Genomic DNA, 16,229 nt, shown 5'->3' with positions numbered 1-16,229 from the left:
GTGTCTAAAATTACAACTAGTTTATTTCAAGAAATGGTGCAAGCAGCATCAACTCGTCTGAATAAACAAGCCGAATATGTGAACTCACTAAATGTTTTCCCTGTTCCAGATGGGGATACTGGTACCAATATGGGGATGACTATTACTAATGGTGCTAAAGAAGTAGCAGATAAGTCTGCTTCTACTGTTGGAGAAGTTGCGCAAATTCTTTCTAAGGGCTTGTTGATGGGAGCTCGTGGAAACTCAGGTGTTATTACGTCGCAATTGTTCCGTGGTTTTGGTCAATCTGTTAAAGGCAAGGTTGAATTGGACGGTAAGGATTTGGCGCAAGCCTTTCAACATGGTGTAGAAGTGGCTTATAAAGCCGTTATGAAGCCAGTTGAAGGTACAATTCTTACTGTTTCGCGTGGGGCAGCCACTGCCGCTTTGAAAAAGGCAGAAGAGACTGATGATGCGGTTGAGGTCATGCGTGCCACTCTTGACGGTGCTAATCGTGCTCTTAAGAAAACGCCAGAGATGCTTCCAGTATTGAAGGAAGTTGGTGTTGTCGATTCAGGTGGTCAAGGTCTGGTCTATATCTACGAAGGCTTCTTGTCAGCTTTGACAGGCGAGTACATTGCTTCGGAAGATTTTGAGGCGACACCTGCTGTTATGTCTGAAATGATCAATGCTGAGCACCACAAGTCAGTTGCAGGTCATGTAGCGACGGAAGATATTACCTTTGGTTACTGTACAGAAATCATGGTAGCTCTTCGCCAGGGTCCTACTTATGTCAAGGACTTTGATTATGAAGAATTCCGTAACTACCTAAACGACCTTGGAGATTCCCTCCTAGTTGTCAACGATGATGAAATCGTTAAAGTCCACGTCCATACAGAAGATCCAGGCTTGGTCATGCAGGCAGGTCTTCAATACGGTAGCTTGGTCAAGGTAAAAGTGGACAATATGCGTGAGCAACATGAAGCTCAGGTTGAGAAAGAAGAAAGTTTCCAAAAACCGGCTGAACAAAAAGAGTATGCTATTATTGCGGTAGCTGCTGGGGAAGGTTTGACAGAAATCTTCAAATCACAAGGTGTTGACTATGTGATTTCAGGTGGTCAGACCATGAACCCATCAACAGAAGATTTTGTCAATGCTATTGAATTGGTCAATGCCCGCAATGTCATCTTGTTGCCAAACAACAAAAATATCTTGATGGCTGCTCAGACGGCTGCTGAGGTTGCAGAAGTTGCGGTTAAGGTTGTGGAAACTAAGACCCTACCACAAGGTTTTACTAGCTTGCTTGCTTTTGATCCAAGTCGTGATTTGGAAAGCAACTTTGAAGCGATGACGGCATCTCTCGCAGAGGTGAAAAGTGGTAGCGTGACAACTGCAGTCCGCGATACAACCATTGACGGTCTTGAAATCCATGAGAATGACAACCTTGGTATGGTTGATGGCAAGATTGTGGTTTCTAATCCAGATATGATGGAAACACTTGTCGCTACATTTGAGAAAATGCTCGATGAAGATAGTGAAATCGTAACGATCTATATCGGTGAAGATGGTAATGAGGAACTCGCTCAAACTCTTGCTGAACAGCTAGAAGAACAATTTGAAGATGTTGAGGTCGAAATCCATCAAGGAAATCAACCAGTCTACCCATATCTTTTCAGCGTAGAATAAACAAAATCGCAGGCTCTGGCTTGCGATTTTTTCTGTCGACTTGTCTACAATTTCCAGTAGACCTATGACAAACTACTGGGGCTATGGTATAATTAAAGACATGTATAGTCAGAATGAAAATGAATTGATTGCCATTGGTGAGAGAATTGGAAAAGCCTGTAAGCCAAATCAAGTTCTAGTATTATCAGGGGATTTGGGTGCTGGGAAAACAACTCTGACCAAGGGTTTGGCCAAGGGGTTAAAAATTGAACAGATGATTAAGAGTCCTACTTATACGATCGTTCGAGAGTATGAGGGGACCATGCCACTCTATCACTTAGATGTTTATCGAATTGGAGATGACCCTGACTCGATTGATTTGGATGATTTTCTCTATGGAGGAGGTCTAACGGTTATCGAGTGGGGAGAATTACTGGATGTCAGTCTATTTGATGACTATTTGCTCATTCGTATAGAGAAAGAGGGAGATGGTCGACGATTGACAGTCGAATCTTATGGAGCTCAAAGTAGTGATTTAGCGAAGGAGTTCCAAAATGTCTGAAAAAGAAGTGTATTTTAGTGAAGCTGAACCAGCTGATGCAGCAGCTTTTATTGATTTTATGAATCAAGTTGCTAGAGAAACGGATTATCTGGTCATGGATGAGACTGGTTTTCGATTTAGTGTTGATGAAATGGAGACCATCTTCGAAGCAGGAATTGAAAATCCTCGTGAATTGTGCCTGTTGGCTAAGGTTGGTTCGGAAGTCGTCGGCGCAATTTCTGTTAAGTCCTCTAAGCAGTTTCGCATTAGCCATATCGGAAATATTTTTATTGCAGTAAAAAAAGCCTACTGGGGTCACGGTCTAGGGACGATTTTACTGGAGGAAGTATTACATTGGGCAGAGGAAATGGATGTATTGAAGCGTTTGGAATTAACGGTTCAGGTTCGCAATCAGGCGGCAGTACATTTATACCAAAAACTAGGATTCAACATTGAAGGAACCCAGATACGTGGGGCTAGAACAGATGAAGGAGAATGGCTTGTTCTTTATTATATGGGCAAGTTAATTGGTGAAGTATGACAATTGGAAAAAAAATATTCTTAATGTCTTTGGCTATTGTTGGTTTAACACTAGGTGCCGGCTTAATATACGGGGCCAGCTTGTTAAATTTTTCTACAGGTACTATTTCAAAAACCTATAAGCAGCTAGATGGAGAGGAAGAAATCACTCCTATTGATGCGACAGAGCCCCTAACTATCCTACTGATGGGGGTGGATATGGACCAAGCGACCCGCGGGGGAGATTGGGAGGGTGGCCGTAGTGATTCGATGATTTTGGTAACTGTTAATCCCAAGACTAAGGAAACCAATATGATGAGCTTGACTCGTGATATTATGGTTGAAATTGCAGAAGCGAACGGGGAGTCTTCAGGAACGGTTGAAAAACTAAATCATTCTTATAGCTACGGACAGGCACCGATGGCCATTGCCACGATCGAAAAGATGATGGATATTACCATTGACCGCTATATCGAAATAAATATGGATGGTCTGGTTGAGCTTGTTGATGCGGTTGGAGGTATTGAGGTAAACAATACTCTTGGCTTCCCTATATCCATTTCAGAACATGAGCCTGCCTACACCTCTATTGTCCAGCCGGGGAAACAGTTGGTAAATGGGGATCAGGCGCTGGTTTATGCTCGGATGCGTTATGATGATCCTGAGGGGGATATCGGACGTCAGAGACGCCAACGAGAAGTTATCACGGCTATTATAAAAAAACTCCTCCAGTTAGATGGTTTGACCCAGTATAAGAAGATTCTGACTGCCATCTCCAATAATATGCGAACCAACATTGAGATTAGTCCTGCGACAATTCCAAGCCTCCTGGGTTATAAAGACTCGGTCTCTAAGTTGAATTCCTATCAGTTGCGCGGTGTGGACCAAATGGTTGATGAAATCTATTATCAATTACCAACCAGTGAACATCTATTGGAAATGCAAAATATTCTGAAAAAATCTATCGGCTTAGAAGAAAAGACCGACTTAGTCACAAATGTGAAGGTCTACGAAGGACAGATGGGATTGCCAAGTCCAATAAACGTTTATGATGTATATACAAATCTCTTGCTGTTAGAAGCAAGTCCATGGGCAGAAAGCTTGGATCCAGAAATAGGGAGTCCATCGGCTACTACGACTGTGACAACAGAAGAGCAGGTAACCGATTTTTCAACAGAGCCAGTACTTGGTGATGAAAACGGGTCGCAATAATGTAGTCATTCAGTTTTTCTTTTATTATAGACAATATGTAAAGACCCCCAGTTGAGAATTCGTGGATTTACCTGTACACTAGAATAAAAAAACAATCAACTTCTAACAGGAATTACCACACTCAATTGGAGGTCTTATATGTTTCATTTTACCACACTTTTCATCGGAATGGATGTTCACAAAGAAAGTTTTTCACTCTGCTATTATGATATGATGGCGAATCAATTCAAACATAGCACTAAAGTTGGTCCAAATGTTAGCTATATTGTGAACTATGTGAATGAGCTTCGTCGTTTATATGGTCAAGATGCAGAAGTGTTATGTGGCTACGAAGCCGGATGTCTTGGATTTACCCTATATCACCAGCTACAAGCTCACGGGATTCCCTGTATCGTGATGGCGCCTACAACGGTGATGAAGGAAGGATCTAAGCGTGTTAAGACTGATAAAAAAGATGCAGCTCAGCTCGCAAAAGCTCTGGCCTTTCGTAGCTATCGGCCTGTTCATATTCCTACTGTTGAGGATGAACAAGTCAAAGAATATATCCGCATGAGAACAGACCACAAAGTGGCTCTGAAGAAAATCAAACAACAAATTCTTGCCTTCTGTCTCCGACATGATTTTCGCTATACCGAGGGAAGCAGTAATTGGACACAGAAACATGTTCGCTGGCTCCGTTCCCTAAAACCTGAGGGACTTTACGCAGAGATTTTGACAGAATATCTATTGACCTATGAGAAATTAGTAGATCAAATAGAACGGTATGATGCACGAATTGAGCAACTGGGTCAAAGCGACAGTTATCAAGAGAAGGTCTCACGGCTTTCTTGCTTTATTGGCATTAAAACACTAACTGCTCTTTCCATTGTGACAGAAATCGGTGATTTTAATCGCTTTGCGACAGCTCAACATTTTGCTTCTTATCTTGGGCTAACTCCTAGCGAAAATTCTAGCGGCGACAAGGAGAGAAGAGGTGCTATCACCAAAGCTGGGAATAGCCATGTGAGACGACTTCTGATAGAAGCTGCACAATCATTGGCTAAGGGGACGATTGGGTATAAATCCAAAGAATTGAAAAGGAGACAAAGTGGAAACCGAGTGGAGGTGATTGCTTATGCGGATAAGGCTAATGAACGCTTAAGAAGACGTTATCGCACACTTGTTCTAGGAAAAAATAAGAAACAAAATGTTGCTAAAACAGCTATTGCACGAGAATTGTCTGGTTTTATTTGGGGGATGATGACAGGAAGAATAGCTTGAAGTTAGCGCTTGTTTTCATGTACACTTTTGACCATTAAGTTTTATCATCGCAGAGCGATGAGGAATCCCTATTTCTATCCAAAATCACTGGGTGAATTTGGACAGAAATAAGGATTGAAATCATGTTTGAATGGAAAGTATCTTGAAGGAGTTTAGGACTTCAAGGTTTGAGTCATCTACGAAACGACTAAGTGGCACAATTGTGATCCACGCTTATAGAGAGTAGGACTCGCGGCAGAACCATTGACCTGTAGGTAACCAATCCACGAATATCAGAGTGGCCAATGCCCGAAGCTAAGAACTAGGCTCTTTCTAGATACTTTTCATTTTTTAATCAGTTCGATTGTTTTTACTTGACAAAGGGCTTTACATATCAGAGCGATGAGGAATCCCTATTTCTATCCAAAATCACTGGGTGAATTTGGACAGAAATAAGGATTGAAATCATGTTTGAATGGAAAGTATCTTGAAGGAGTTTAGGACTTCAAGGTTTGAGTCATCTACGAAACGACTAAGTGGCACAATTGTGATCCACGCTTATAGAGAGTAGGACTCGCGGCAGAACCATTGACCTGTAGGTAACCAATCCACGAATATCAGAGTGGCCAATGCCCGAAGCTAAGAACTAGGCTCTTTCTAGATACTTTTCATTTTTTAATCAGTTCGATTGTTTTTACTTGACAAAGGGCTTTACATATCAGAGCGATGAGGAATCCCTATTTCTATCCAAAATCACTGGGTGAATTTGGACAGAAATAAGGATTGAAATCATGTTTGAATGGAAAGTATCTTGAAGGAGTTTAGGACTTCAAGGTTTGAGTCATCTACGAAACGACTAAGTGGCACAATTGTGATCCACGCTTATAGAGAGTAGGACTCGCGGCAGAACCATTGACCTGTAGGTAACCAATCCACGAATATCAGAGTGGCCAATGCCCGAAGCTAAGAACTAGGCTCTTTCTAGATACTTTTCATTTTTTAATCAGTTCGATTGTTTTTACTTGACAAAGGGCTTTACATATCAGTCATTTGAATTAACTTTGATACATCGTCACTTTCGGCTTGCCGTACTATAGTACAGCCTGCACCTCAGTTCCTTGTCTGAAAGCTAATTCATTCGACTATACTTTGACGAGCGAGTACTAAAAGCCTATAAAAATAGAGGTTGTAAACGACCTCTATTTTTATAGGCTTTTAGTATGAGGCAATGAGCCGCAGGCATAACTCAATGCTTTCTTATTTCTAGGTGACCAGCTGATGTACTTCGCTTTTTTGTTTTCAGGCTCAGGTACGAATAGTCCACTGGACTATTCGTATCCCCCAGATTGCTTGCACAGTCAATGGACTGTGCAAGGTGGGAGATAATACTTGCAAAGCAAGTCACTTTTACAAAATCAGGCAAGACGAGTTCAAACAGTCCACTGGACTGTTAAACCCAATCAACCACTGCGCTGAGGCGTTGACACGAACTCTAAGAAGTGGCGCTGGTTTTTTTGCCTAGTCTCGTGCTATTCTCATTCTGGTATTTTTTGAGAATCTGTTGGATTTCTTCCAAGTTTCCTGCAATACTTTGCTGATAGACTCGAGTCTTATATTGTAAGTCAGAAGCCATTTCCTGCAAGGGTTCTTGAAAACTTTGGATAATGGCAAGTTGTTCCTGAATATTGTTCTTGCTCAGTTGAATATCTGATAGAAGTTGTTTGGTTTCCTGTACTTCTTTAGCGATTTTATCCCGATGCGTGACTGCAAGGAAGCTGGCGGTAGCGGCGCTTACGGCTAAAATGATATTACGAAGTTTCATATTATTCTCCTAGATAGAGCTCTTGTGCCAGTTGAGCCAGGGTTGGGAAGTCAGGGTCGTTGGCTTTAAATTGAATGCTCAATCCATCTTGATTGTTAAAGCGTGGTAAGAGATGGAAGTGTGTATGAAAGACGGTTTGCCCAGCGGCCTCCTCGTTATTATTAACGATGTTTAGACCACTAGCTCCAAGTTTTTCTTTTAACTGGCGAGCGATGGTTGGCACAATAGAAAAGAGTGTGGCTGCAGCTTCTTCATCCATGTCAAGCACGTTTCGGTAGTGTTTTTTAGGGACAACCAATGTGTGTCCTTTTGTGACCTGAGTTATGTCTAAAAAGGCTAATACTTGGTCATCTTCGTAGACTTTTGAAGCTGGTATTTCTCCAGAGATAATTTTGCAAAAAATACAATCCGACATAATGGCAACCTCTTTCTAGGATTTTTGTTATAATAATTATATCAAATTGTAGGAAGAAATGTATGTTAGAAGTAAAAAATGTAACTGGAGGATATGTCAATATCCCAGTTTTGAAAGATGTATCTTTTACCGTTGAGGATGGTCAATTAGTTGGTCTAATTGGTTTAAATGGTGCAGGGAAATCAACGACTATTAAGGAAATTATCGGTCTTTTGACCCCCTATCAAGGACAGATTGCAATTGACGGCCTAACTTTGCTACAAGGGGCTGAAAATTATCGGAAGAAGATTGGGTTTATCCCTGAAACACCAAGTTTGTATGAAGAACTAACCCTCAAAGAGCACTTGGAAGTGGTAGCAATGGCCTATGATTTATCCTGGGAGCAAGCTTGGGGACGTGTTGAGCACTTGTTAAAACTGTTTCGCTTGGATGAGAAATTGGACTGGTTTCCTGTCAATTTTTCAAAGGGAATGAAGCAGAAGGTCATGATTATTTGTGCTTTTATGGTGGAGCCGAGTCTGTTGATTGTTGATGAGCCTTTTCTGGGATTAGACCCTGTGGCTATCTCTGATTTAATCGCTCTTTTGGAGGAAGAAAAATCTAAGGGCACTTCCATTCTCATGTCCACTCACGTTCTTGACTCAGCTGAGAAAATGTGCGACTCTTTTGTGATTTTACATCAGGGACAGGTTCGTGCAACTGGAAATTTGGAGGAGCTACAAAGCGCATTTGGTATGGATGGTGCAAGTCTGAATGAAATTTATCTGGCCTTGACGCAAGAAGGAGTGGCTGGATGAAAGAATTGTTTCAACAACGCCGACTAGATTTTTTAAATCGTTGTTCCAAGTATCTGCGCTATGTTCTGAATGACCATTTTGTTTTGGTTCTCATGGTTTTGCTAGGCTTTTTGAGTTTGCAATACCGTCAATTATTGTTGTTATTCCCTGAGAATCCGTTGCCGATTGTTTTTGTGGTTATTGCAATCAGTCTACTGGTACTAGTGTCCGGAAGAATTGCGACTTATCTAGAAGAAGCTGATCAAATCTTCCTATTGACCAAGGAAAAAGACATTCTGCAAGGACTCGAGGGTGCAGCCAGACGCACGGTCTTGTTTTGGTCCTCTATACAGGTGGTGGTTCAGCTTGTTTTGTTACCAATCTATTTGAAACTGGGTTTACCGGTGTGGATGATTGTAGCTGGTCTTCTTACTTTATTGGTTTTAAAATGTCTTTTTGTCAAGCGCCAATTAGTGGCTTATCAGTCACAGGGAGTATTGGACTGGTCTAAGGCTATTCAAGATGAACAAAAAAGGAAACAGTCTATTTTACGTTTCTTTGCCTTATTTACGACGGTTAAAGGAATCAGTACGACTGTTAAACCGAGAAGCTATCTCAATGGAATCTTGCGTCTTGTCAAGTCGAGACAGACTTGGTTTTATCTCTACTTACGGGCTTTCTTGCGTTCAGGAGACTACTTGGGCTTGACGATACGTCTACTGTTGTTGGCGATTTTGTCCCTATTTGCCATTGAAGAACCGTGGTTATCCATCGGCCTAGTTTTAGTCTTTCATTATTTACTTGTCTTCCAGTTGTTGGGGCTTTACAAACATTATGATTATCAATATGTAACACAACTGTACCCTCTGGAGAAAGATTCCAAGAAAATCGGTCTTCAGAATTTGCTTAGAGTGATTTTATATAGTCTATTACTGGTGGAATTGGGCTTTGCTCTGCTATTTTCTAAGGAGAATGCGATGGTAGTCGTCTTACTTCTCGTGGGGATTTTCTTGCATGAAATATATTTGCCTCTAAAATTAAAAAAATTGATTGACTAAATAGACGAAAATTAGTAAAATAGTAAGGAATTTTTAAAGGAGGAAAGGCATGCAGTTTGATACCAGTGGGCTACAATTACAGTCTATTGCAGGAAATAGTGGCAAAGCGTTTAAAGGCCTACGGTCAGACGGAACGCCAGTCTTTGTGAAGTATGAGATGCCTCCGATAGTGTCTGCTCTTGCGCGTGAGCAAATTACACCACCCGTTTTGTCAGCAAATCGTGAAGTAGGAATGGGGCATCGTGTAGAGCAGGAGTGGTTGAATGGTCGTACCTTGGAGCGTCAAGATATGACTAGTAAACAGATTCGTCAAATACTGGTGAGAATGCACTATTCTCGCATTTTGCTCAATCAGGCTTTGCAGATGAATTATACCTATATGGAACCTCAGGATTTGGTTTATCGTTGGCAAAAAGAGGCGCCAACTAGATTGGGACAGAATTCTTATCTGCAATCTATCTGTCAAGATTTATTGAATAATCTACCAAGATTCCGTCAAGAGGTAGCAACATTTGTTCACGGAGATTTGCATCATAGTAACTGGGTAGAAACGACGTCTGGTTTGGTGTATTTGACAGATTGGGAGACCGCTTGTGTAACGGATCGGATGTTGGATGTTGCCTATATTTTGACGCATTATATTCCTCGTCAGTCCTGGGAAGAGTGGCTTCGGGCTTATGGCTACAAATATAACAGCACAGTATTAAATAAGGTTTATTGGTATGGCCAGCTTGGCTATCTAAACCAAATTGCTAAGCATGTAGAAAGCTACAATGTTTTGGCTGCAAATAAAGAAATTTATGCTCTACGGCAATTCCGTCAGAGTTTCTATAAGGAAGTATGAGAGTTAGAAATCGTAAGGGAGCGAGTGAGCTTCTAGCAAACAATCCCCAGTATGTTATCTCCAATCCAGAGGAGTGTAAGGGGAAATGGGCAGAGATTTTTGGAAACAATAATCCTATCCACATAGAAGTTGGTTCTGGTAAAGGTCGCTTTGTCACTGGTATGGCTGCGCAAAATCCAGATATTAACTATATTGGTATTGATATTCAGATGACCGTGTTAAGCTATGCCTTGGACCGTGTGCTTGAAGCTGGCTTACCAAATATAAAATTATTGCAGGTGGATGGTTCGAGTTTGACCAACTATTTTGCACCGGCAGAAATAGATCAGCTTTATCTGAATTTTTCAGATCCATGGCCTAAGAAACGTCATGAGAAACGCCGTTTGACCTACAAGTCATTATTGGATACCTACAAGGAAATCCTACCTGAGAAGGGAGAAATCCACTTCAAAACAGATAATCGTGGTCTGTTTGAGTATAGCCTGGCTAGTTTTTCTCAATATGGCATGGTCTTGAAGCAAGTTTGGCTAGATTTGCATGCTGATGGTTTGGAAGGCAACGTTATGACAGAGTATGAGGAGAAATTCTCAAACAAGGGTCAAGTCATCTATCGTGTGGAAGCACAGTTTCAATAATTCCCTTAGTGGAAAATGAGGAGAGGTCTAACAGAGACCTTTTTCCTTTACAAATAGGGATAGATATGATAGAATGATAGAAGTGAATAATGAGAAAAGGGGTTGGCGTCAGTCAACCCTTTCCCTGTACACGGATTTCTGTATATAGAATGAAGGATAGTACAAGGGAGTTTACTGTCAAAGGAAATAGAGAGTCCTGGATAGTGCGAACTATTTGAGTAATGTATTTCTAGCGACTATAAAAATAGGAGGTGTTTATGTCATCAATTATTGAATTGGTCACAGCAGCAATTACCCCCGCTATTCAAACTCCTTACGAGTTGGTAGATGTGGAATATGGTAAAATGGGCGGTGACTATGTCCTATCGATTTTTGTCGATAAGGAGGGTGGAATTTCCCTTCAAGATACGGCAGATTTATCCGAAAAGATTAGTCCGATTTTGGACACTATCAAACCAGACCCATTTCCAGACCAATACATGCTGGAGGTAACAAGTCCAGGTTTGGAACGTCCTTTAAAAACGGCAGATGCTGTTGAGAAGGCAGTTGGAAAGTACATCCATGTCAAGCTCTATCAGGCAATTGATAAAATCAAGGTTTTTGAAGGAACGTTGCTCTCCTTTGATGGAACAGACCTGATTATGGAGTATATGGATAAAACTCGTAAGAAGGAAGTGACTATTCCTTACCAGACGGTGGCTAAGGCCCGTTTGGCTGTTAAGTTATAATGCTCTTTCATGAGTATTTTATAAAGACATTAGACTTTAAGAAAGGACCTTTTGAGCGCAAAAGGAAAACAACATGAGTAAAGAAATGCTAGAAGCCTTCCGTATTTTAGAGGAAGACATGGGTATTAACAAAGCGGATATCATTGATGCAGTTACAGAGTCGCTTCGTTCAGCTTATAAACGCCGTTATGGTCAATCAGAATCAGCAGTGATCGAATTTGACGAGAAAAAAGGCGATTTCCATGTATTTACTGTTCGTGAAGTAGTAGATGAAGTATTTGATAGCCGACTAGAAATTAGTCTAAAAGATGCCTTGGCTATTTCATCAGCTTATGAAATGGGTGACAAAATTAAATTCCAAGAAGACCCAGCGGAATTTGGACGTGTAGCTGCTCAATCAGCTAAACAGACCATCATGGAAAAGATGCGCAAACAAAAGCGTGCCATTACCTTCAATACTTACAAGCAACATGAAAATGAGATTATGTCAGGTACGGTAGAGCGTTTTGATAATCGCTTTATCTATGTCAACCTTGGTACGATTGAAGCACAATTGTCAAAACAAGACCAAATTCCTGGTGAGGTTTTCCAATCTCATGATCGCATCGAAGTCTATGTCTACAAGGTAGAAGACAATGGTCGTGGTGTTAACGTATTTGTCAGCCGTAGCCATCCAGAAATGATCAAACGTCTTATGGAACAGGAAATTCCAGAAGTATACGATGGAACAGTTGAAATCATGAGTGTTGCCCGTGAAGCTGGAGATCGTACGAAAGTGGCTGTTCGTAGCCATAATCCAAACGTAGATGCCATCGGTACGATCGTTGGTCGTGGTGGTTCAAATATCAAGAAAATCACCAGCAAGTTCCACCCAGCTCGTTATGATGCTAAGAATGACCGTATGATTCCTACTGAGGAAAATATTGACGTTATCGAGTGGGTAGCAGATGAAGCGGAATTTATCTACAATGCTCTCGCTCCTGCAGAAGTTGACCAAGTATTGTTTGATACAGAAGATGGCAAGCATGCTACTGTTGTTGTGCCAGATGATAAATTGTCACTAGCAATCGGTCGTCGTGGTCAGAACGTTCGTTTAGCAGCCCATTTGACAGGCTTCCGTATCGACATCAAATCTGCATCAGAATATGAAGCAATTGAGGCTGCTCAATATGCGACAGAAGAGCTTGTAGAAGAAGTCGCGGAAGAATTTACAGAAGAACAAGAATAGAACAAAAGGAGCAGCCATGGCAAAAGCTAGAAAAATACCCTTGCGCAAGTCTGTGGTGTCCGGTGAAATCATCGACAAACGGGATTTGCTCCGTATTGTAAAAAATAAAGAAGGTCAAGTATTTATCGATCCAACAAGCAAGGCAAATGGTCGTGGAGCTTACATCAAGCTTGACAATGATGAGGCAAGCCAAGCTAAGAAACGTCGTGTCTTCGATCGTTCCTTTAGTATGGAAGTGACCGAAGAATTTTACGATGAATTAATTGCCTATGTTGATCATAAGATCAAGAGGAGAGAACTTGGACTCGAATAAGAGACAGAAAATCTTAAATTTATTAGGTTTAGCCCAGCTAGCTGGTCGCCTGGTTTCGGGTGAGGACCTGGTTGTTGAAACTATTCAAAAAGGGCAGGCAAAGTTGGTGTTTTTAGCCGAAGATGCTGCTGGAAATTTAAGTAAAAAAGTAACAGATAAAAGTCGTACCTATCAAGTAGAAGTTGTAACAGTGTTTTCAACACTGGAATTGAGTGCAGCTGTCGGCAAGGCTAGAAAAGTTCTTGCAGTGACAGACGCTGGATTTACAAAGAAGATGAGGTCTATTATGGAATAGAACAGGAGGACAAGGCATTGTCTAAGAAGAGATTGAATGAAATAGCCCGTGAATTAGGCGTAAGCAGTAAGGAAGTTGTTGCTAAAGCTCAAGAATTGGGTTTTGAAGTCAAAAGTCATGCTTCAAGCGTAGATGAAGCAAGTGCTAAACGTCTTGCAGAAAGCTTTGGGGGACAAAAATCAGAGGCAACTAAAGTTGCGGCAAAAGTTAGCAAGCCTGAGAAGGTTGATGAAACTCCAAAAGTGGAAACAGCTAAGGTAGAAAAAGCTAAGGAAACACAGCCAGTAGTAAAAGAAGAAGTTGCGGCAAGCGCAGTACAATCAGCTCCACATCGTCCACAGAGTCGAAACTTTAAGGCAGAGCGTGAAGCACGGGCCAAAGAGCAGGCTGCTAAGCGAGCTCAGGGTCAAGGAAAAGGTGGTCAAGCTAAATCTGGTCAAGACCGTCGTGACAACCGTCAACAAGGTCAAAGTCGTCCAAATAACGACCGCAATGACCGTCGCGATAATAGACGTGAACAGGGTTTAGATAAACGCAAGGACAATCGTTTTGGGGACCGTCGCGATAATCGTGATAACCGTTCAGGTCGGTCAGCTCGCTTTGAACAAAGAGAGGCTGCAAAACCAGCAGGACCTAAAATTGACTTCAAAGCGCGTGCTGCTGCTTTGAAAGCAGAACAAAATGCGGAGTATGCTCGTACCAGTGAAGAACGTTTTCGTCAGGCTCAGGAAGCTAAAAAGCAACCTAAGAAGCCAAAAGAAATTAAGTTTGAAGAACCGGTTGTGGAAAGCAAACCATTTGTGAAGCCTGCACCTGTTGCATCGGTACCAGAGCAAGTTGCAGAAACTACTGTAGATACCCGTCGTAAGAAACAAGCTCGACCAGGTAAAAAACGTGACTTTAATGGTGACGAAGAAGATGGTCCACGGAAACAACAAAGAAATCGAAATAGTCAAAATCAAGTGAGAAATCAAAGAACAAGTAACTGGAATAACAACAAGAAAAATAAAAAAGGCAAGGCTAACCAACCTGCCAAACCTGTCACAGAACGCAAGTTCCACGAATTGCCAACTGAATTTGAATACACTGCTGGCATGACCGTCGCAGAAATTGCAAAACGAATCAAACGTGAACCTGCTGAAATTGTGAAAAAACTCTTCCTTATGGGAGTTATGGCGACTCAAAACCAATCTTTGGATGGAGATACTATCGAACTCCTTATGGTTGATTATGGTATTGAAGCGAAAGAAAAGGTAGAGGTCGATAACGCAGATATTGAGCGTTTCTTCGTAGAAGAGGGCTACCTCAATGAAGAAGAGATGACAGAACGCCCACCTGTTGTGACTATCATGGGACACGTTGACCATGGTAAAACAACCTTGTTGGATACCCTACGTAATTCTCGTGTTGCTACTGGGGAAGCTGGTGGTATCACACAGCATATCGGTGCCTACCAAATTGAGGAAGCTGGTAAGAAAATTACCTTCTTGGATACTCCAGGACACGCGGCCTTTACTTCTATGCGTGCACGTGGTGCATCTGTTACCGACTTGACCATCCTAGTCGTTGCAGCAGATGATGGTGTCATGCCACAAACGATTGAGGCTATCAACCACTCAAAAGCAGCTAATGTACCAATCATTGTAGCTATCAACAAGATTGACAAGCCAGGTGCAAACCCAGAGCGTGTCATCGGTGAATTGGCTGAGCACGGTGTTATCTCAACCGCTTGGGGTGGAGAATCTGAATTTGTAGAAATCTCCGCTAAGTTTAACCAAAACATTGATGAATTGTTGGAAACTGTTCTTTTGGTTGCTGAAATCCAAGAACTGAAGGCAGACCCAACTGTTCGTGCGATTGGTACAGTTATCGAAGCGCATTTGGATAAAGGGAAAGGTGCGGTTGCAACCCTCCTCGTTCAACAAGGGACACTTAATGTTCAAGACCCAATCGTTGTCGGAAATACCTTCGGACGTGTTCGTGCCATGACAAACGACCTTGGTCGTCGTGTTAAAACTGCTGGTCCATCTACACCGGTTTCGATTACTGGTTTGAACGAAACACCAATGGCTGGTGACCATTTCGCGGTTTATGAAGATGAAAAATCTGCGCGTGCAGCAGGTGAAGAACGTGCTAAACGTGCTCTTCTTAAACAGCGTCAAGCAACGCAACGAGTTAGTCTTGAAAACCTCTTTGATACCCTTAAAGCAGGTGAGGTTAAGTCAGTTAATGTGATTATCAAGGCCGACGTACAAGGTTCTGTTGAAGCTCTTGCATCATCGCTTCAAAAGATTGAAGTAGAGGGAGTACGTGTCAATATCGTCCACTCTGCAGTTGGTGCTATCAATGAATCAGATATTACTCTTGCGGAAGCTTCAAATGCTCTTGTGATTGGTTTCAACGTTCGTCCAACAGCTGAAGCGCGTAGCCAAGCTGAAGCAGATGATGTTGAAGTACGTCTTCACAGCATCATTTACAAGGTTATCGAAGAGATGGAAGATGCCATGAAAGGTATGCTTGATCCAGAATATGAAGAAAAAATCATTGGTGAGGCAATCATTCGTGAAACCTTCAAGGTATCCAAAGTTGGAACGATCGGTGGTTTCATGGTCGTACGTGGTAAGGTTACCCGTGATTCAAGTGTTCGAGTTATCCGTGATGGTGTTGTAGTATTTGATGGTAAACTAGCTAGTTTGAAACGCTATAAAGACGACGTGAAAGAAGTTGGTAATGCCCAAGAGGGTGGTTTGATGATTGAGAACTACAACGACTTGAAAGTTGATGATACCATTGAAGCTTACATCATGGAAGAAATCAAAAAATAATATTTTCTCACTGTCAAAGTCATAGACAAGTGATTTTGTCGAGGAAGTGACAATTTAATAGACTTTAGTAGGTTTTAAAGCAATAGTTTTTAATCTACTTGGATTATTCAAGCTGGGGAAACTCAGCTTTTCTAT

General features: G+C 41.7%; 16 protein-coding genes. 14 read left to right on the top strand and 2 right to left on the bottom strand.

Going from position 1 to position 16,229, the window contains the following annotated elements; genetic code table 11:
• The 5 genes from K6969_RS10370 to K6969_RS10350 all read left to right on the top strand — a co-directional run bounded on the left by K6969_RS10370 (nucleotide 1) and on the right by K6969_RS10350 (nucleotide 5,176).
• Entirely contained in the window at nucleotides 1-1,665 is a 1,665-nt protein-coding gene (locus K6969_RS10370) for a DAK2 domain-containing protein (RefSeq protein ID WP_014638614.1), read from the top strand.
• Between the two features lie 100 nt (nucleotides 1,666-1,765).
• Nucleotides 1,766-2,206, top strand: coding sequence for a tRNA (adenosine(37)-N6)-threonylcarbamoyltransferase complex ATPase subunit type 1 TsaE (gene tsaE, locus K6969_RS10365; RefSeq protein ID WP_029173484.1), 441 nt, complete (start codon nucleotides 1,766-1,768; stop codon nucleotides 2,204-2,206).
• Nucleotides 2,199-2,726 (top strand): GNAT family N-acetyltransferase, encoded by a 528-nt coding sequence (locus tag K6969_RS10360; RefSeq protein WP_029173485.1) that lies wholly within the window; start codon nucleotides 2,199-2,201, stop codon nucleotides 2,724-2,726. The genes tsaE and K6969_RS10360 overlap by 8 nt, the downstream gene beginning before the upstream one ends.
• Nucleotides 2,723-3,916: an LCP family protein gene (locus K6969_RS10355; protein ID WP_029944194.1), complete on the top strand. Its 1,194-nt coding sequence runs from the start codon at nucleotides 2,723-2,725 to the stop codon at nucleotides 3,914-3,916. The genes K6969_RS10360 and K6969_RS10355 overlap by 4 nt, the downstream gene beginning before the upstream one ends.
• A 138-nt stretch (nucleotides 3,917-4,054) precedes the next feature.
• A complete protein-coding gene (locus K6969_RS10350) occupies nucleotides 4,055-5,176 on the top strand; it encodes an IS110 family transposase (protein ID WP_061366882.1) in 1,122 nt (373 codons plus the stop codon).
• Nucleotides 5,177-6,647: 1,471 nt separating this feature from the next.
• Here the strand turns inward: K6969_RS10350 and K6969_RS10345 are convergent.
• Together K6969_RS10345 and K6969_RS10340 are read right to left on the bottom strand one after the other, a co-directional pair.
• Complete coding sequence (locus tag K6969_RS10345; RefSeq protein ID WP_171942719.1) at nucleotides 6,648-6,977, bottom strand: chemotaxis protein; 330 nt, start codon at nucleotides 6,975-6,977, stop codon at nucleotides 6,648-6,650.
• Nucleotide 6,978: 1 nt separating this feature from the next.
• On the bottom strand, nucleotides 6,979-7,392 hold the full coding sequence (locus tag K6969_RS10340) for an HIT family protein (protein ID WP_171942718.1): 414 nt from the start codon (nucleotides 7,390-7,392) through the stop codon (nucleotides 6,979-6,981).
• Between the two features lie 62 nt (nucleotides 7,393-7,454).
• On the opposite strand from K6969_RS10340, the gene K6969_RS10335 reads away from it, so the two are divergent.
• The 9 genes from K6969_RS10335 to infB all read left to right on the top strand — a co-directional run bounded on the left by K6969_RS10335 (nucleotide 7,455) and on the right by infB (nucleotide 16,094).
• Entirely contained in the window at nucleotides 7,455-8,189 is a 735-nt protein-coding gene (locus tag K6969_RS10335; protein WP_002942356.1) for an ABC transporter ATP-binding protein, read from the top strand.
• Complete coding sequence (locus K6969_RS10330) at nucleotides 8,186-9,226, top strand: ABC transporter permease (protein ID WP_171942717.1); 1,041 nt, start codon at nucleotides 8,186-8,188, stop codon at nucleotides 9,224-9,226. Before K6969_RS10335 ends, K6969_RS10330 begins: the two co-directional genes overlap by 4 nt.
• A gap of 49 nt (nucleotides 9,227-9,275) precedes the next feature.
• Entirely contained in the window at nucleotides 9,276-10,070 is a 795-nt protein-coding gene (gene ccrZ / locus K6969_RS10325) for a cell cycle regulator CcrZ (protein WP_002942360.1), read from the top strand.
• Nucleotides 10,067-10,705: a tRNA (guanosine(46)-N7)-methyltransferase TrmB gene (gene trmB / locus K6969_RS10320; RefSeq protein WP_171942716.1), complete on the top strand. Its 639-nt coding sequence runs from the start codon at nucleotides 10,067-10,069 to the stop codon at nucleotides 10,703-10,705. Before ccrZ ends, trmB begins: the two co-directional genes overlap by 4 nt.
• A gap of 257 nt (nucleotides 10,706-10,962) precedes the next feature.
• Entirely contained in the window at nucleotides 10,963-11,433 is a 471-nt protein-coding gene (gene rimP / locus K6969_RS10315) for a ribosome maturation factor RimP (protein ID WP_002942369.1), read from the top strand.
• Nucleotides 11,434-11,506: 73 nt separating this feature from the next.
• Entirely contained in the window at nucleotides 11,507-12,661 is a 1,155-nt protein-coding gene (gene nusA, locus K6969_RS10310) for a transcription termination factor NusA (protein ID WP_043025746.1), read from the top strand.
• Nucleotides 12,662-12,677: 16 nt separating this feature from the next.
• Nucleotides 12,678-12,974, top strand: coding sequence for an RNase P modulator RnpM (gene rnpM, locus K6969_RS10305; RefSeq protein WP_171942715.1), 297 nt, complete (start codon nucleotides 12,678-12,680; stop codon nucleotides 12,972-12,974).
• A complete protein-coding gene (locus K6969_RS10300) occupies nucleotides 12,961-13,269 on the top strand; it encodes a YlxQ-related RNA-binding protein (RefSeq protein ID WP_253911798.1) in 309 nt (102 codons plus the stop codon). Before rnpM ends, K6969_RS10300 begins: the two co-directional genes overlap by 14 nt.
• A gap of 17 nt (nucleotides 13,270-13,286) precedes the next feature.
• The gene (infB, locus tag K6969_RS10295; protein WP_171942713.1) at nucleotides 13,287-16,094 is read left to right on the top strand and encodes a translation initiation factor IF-2; all 2,808 of its coding nucleotides are present in this window, start codon (nucleotides 13,287-13,289) and stop codon (nucleotides 16,092-16,094) included.
• Nucleotides 16,095-16,229: the final 135 nt, after the last annotated feature.

Origin of the sequence: Streptococcus suis, from assembly GCF_019856455.1 — a bacterium.
In the GTDB taxonomy this organism is placed as follows: domain Bacteria; phylum Bacillota; class Bacilli; order Lactobacillales; family Streptococcaceae; genus Streptococcus; species Streptococcus suis_AE.
This window is presented reverse-complemented; position numbering and strand designations above follow the sequence as displayed.

Bases quoted from the DNA above. Each gene is read 5' to 3' on its own strand.
- K6969_RS10350 (WP_061366882.1), top strand. From the start codon at position 4,055: ATGTTTCATTTTACCACACTTTTCATCGGAATGGATGTTCACAAAGAA.
- K6969_RS10355 (WP_029944194.1), top strand. From the start codon at position 2,723: ATGACAATTGGAAAAAAAATATTCTTAATGTCTTTGGCTATTGTTGGT.
- trmB (WP_171942716.1), top strand. From the start codon at position 10,067: ATGAGAGTTAGAAATCGTAAGGGAGCGAGTGAGCTTCTAGCAAACAAT.
- K6969_RS10345 (WP_171942719.1), bottom strand. From the start codon at position 6,977: ATGAAACTTCGTAATATCATTTTAGCCGTAAGCGCCGCTACCGCCAGC.
- K6969_RS10330 (WP_171942717.1), top strand. From the start codon at position 8,186: ATGAAAGAATTGTTTCAACAACGCCGACTAGATTTTTTAAATCGTTGT.
- K6969_RS10340 (WP_171942718.1), bottom strand. From the start codon at position 7,392: ATGTCGGATTGTATTTTTTGCAAAATTATCTCTGGAGAAATACCAGCT.
- K6969_RS10360 (WP_029173485.1), top strand. From the start codon at position 2,199: ATGTCTGAAAAAGAAGTGTATTTTAGTGAAGCTGAACCAGCTGATGCA.
- K6969_RS10335 (WP_002942356.1), top strand. From the start codon at position 7,455: ATGTTAGAAGTAAAAAATGTAACTGGAGGATATGTCAATATCCCAGTT.
- rnpM (WP_171942715.1), top strand. From the start codon at position 12,678: ATGGCAAAAGCTAGAAAAATACCCTTGCGCAAGTCTGTGGTGTCCGGT.
- rimP (WP_002942369.1), top strand. From the start codon at position 10,963: ATGTCATCAATTATTGAATTGGTCACAGCAGCAATTACCCCCGCTATT.
- tsaE (WP_029173484.1), top strand. From the start codon at position 1,766: ATGTATAGTCAGAATGAAAATGAATTGATTGCCATTGGTGAGAGAATT.
- nusA (WP_043025746.1), top strand. From the start codon at position 11,507: ATGAGTAAAGAAATGCTAGAAGCCTTCCGTATTTTAGAGGAAGACATG.
- ccrZ (WP_002942360.1), top strand. From the start codon at position 9,276: ATGCAGTTTGATACCAGTGGGCTACAATTACAGTCTATTGCAGGAAAT.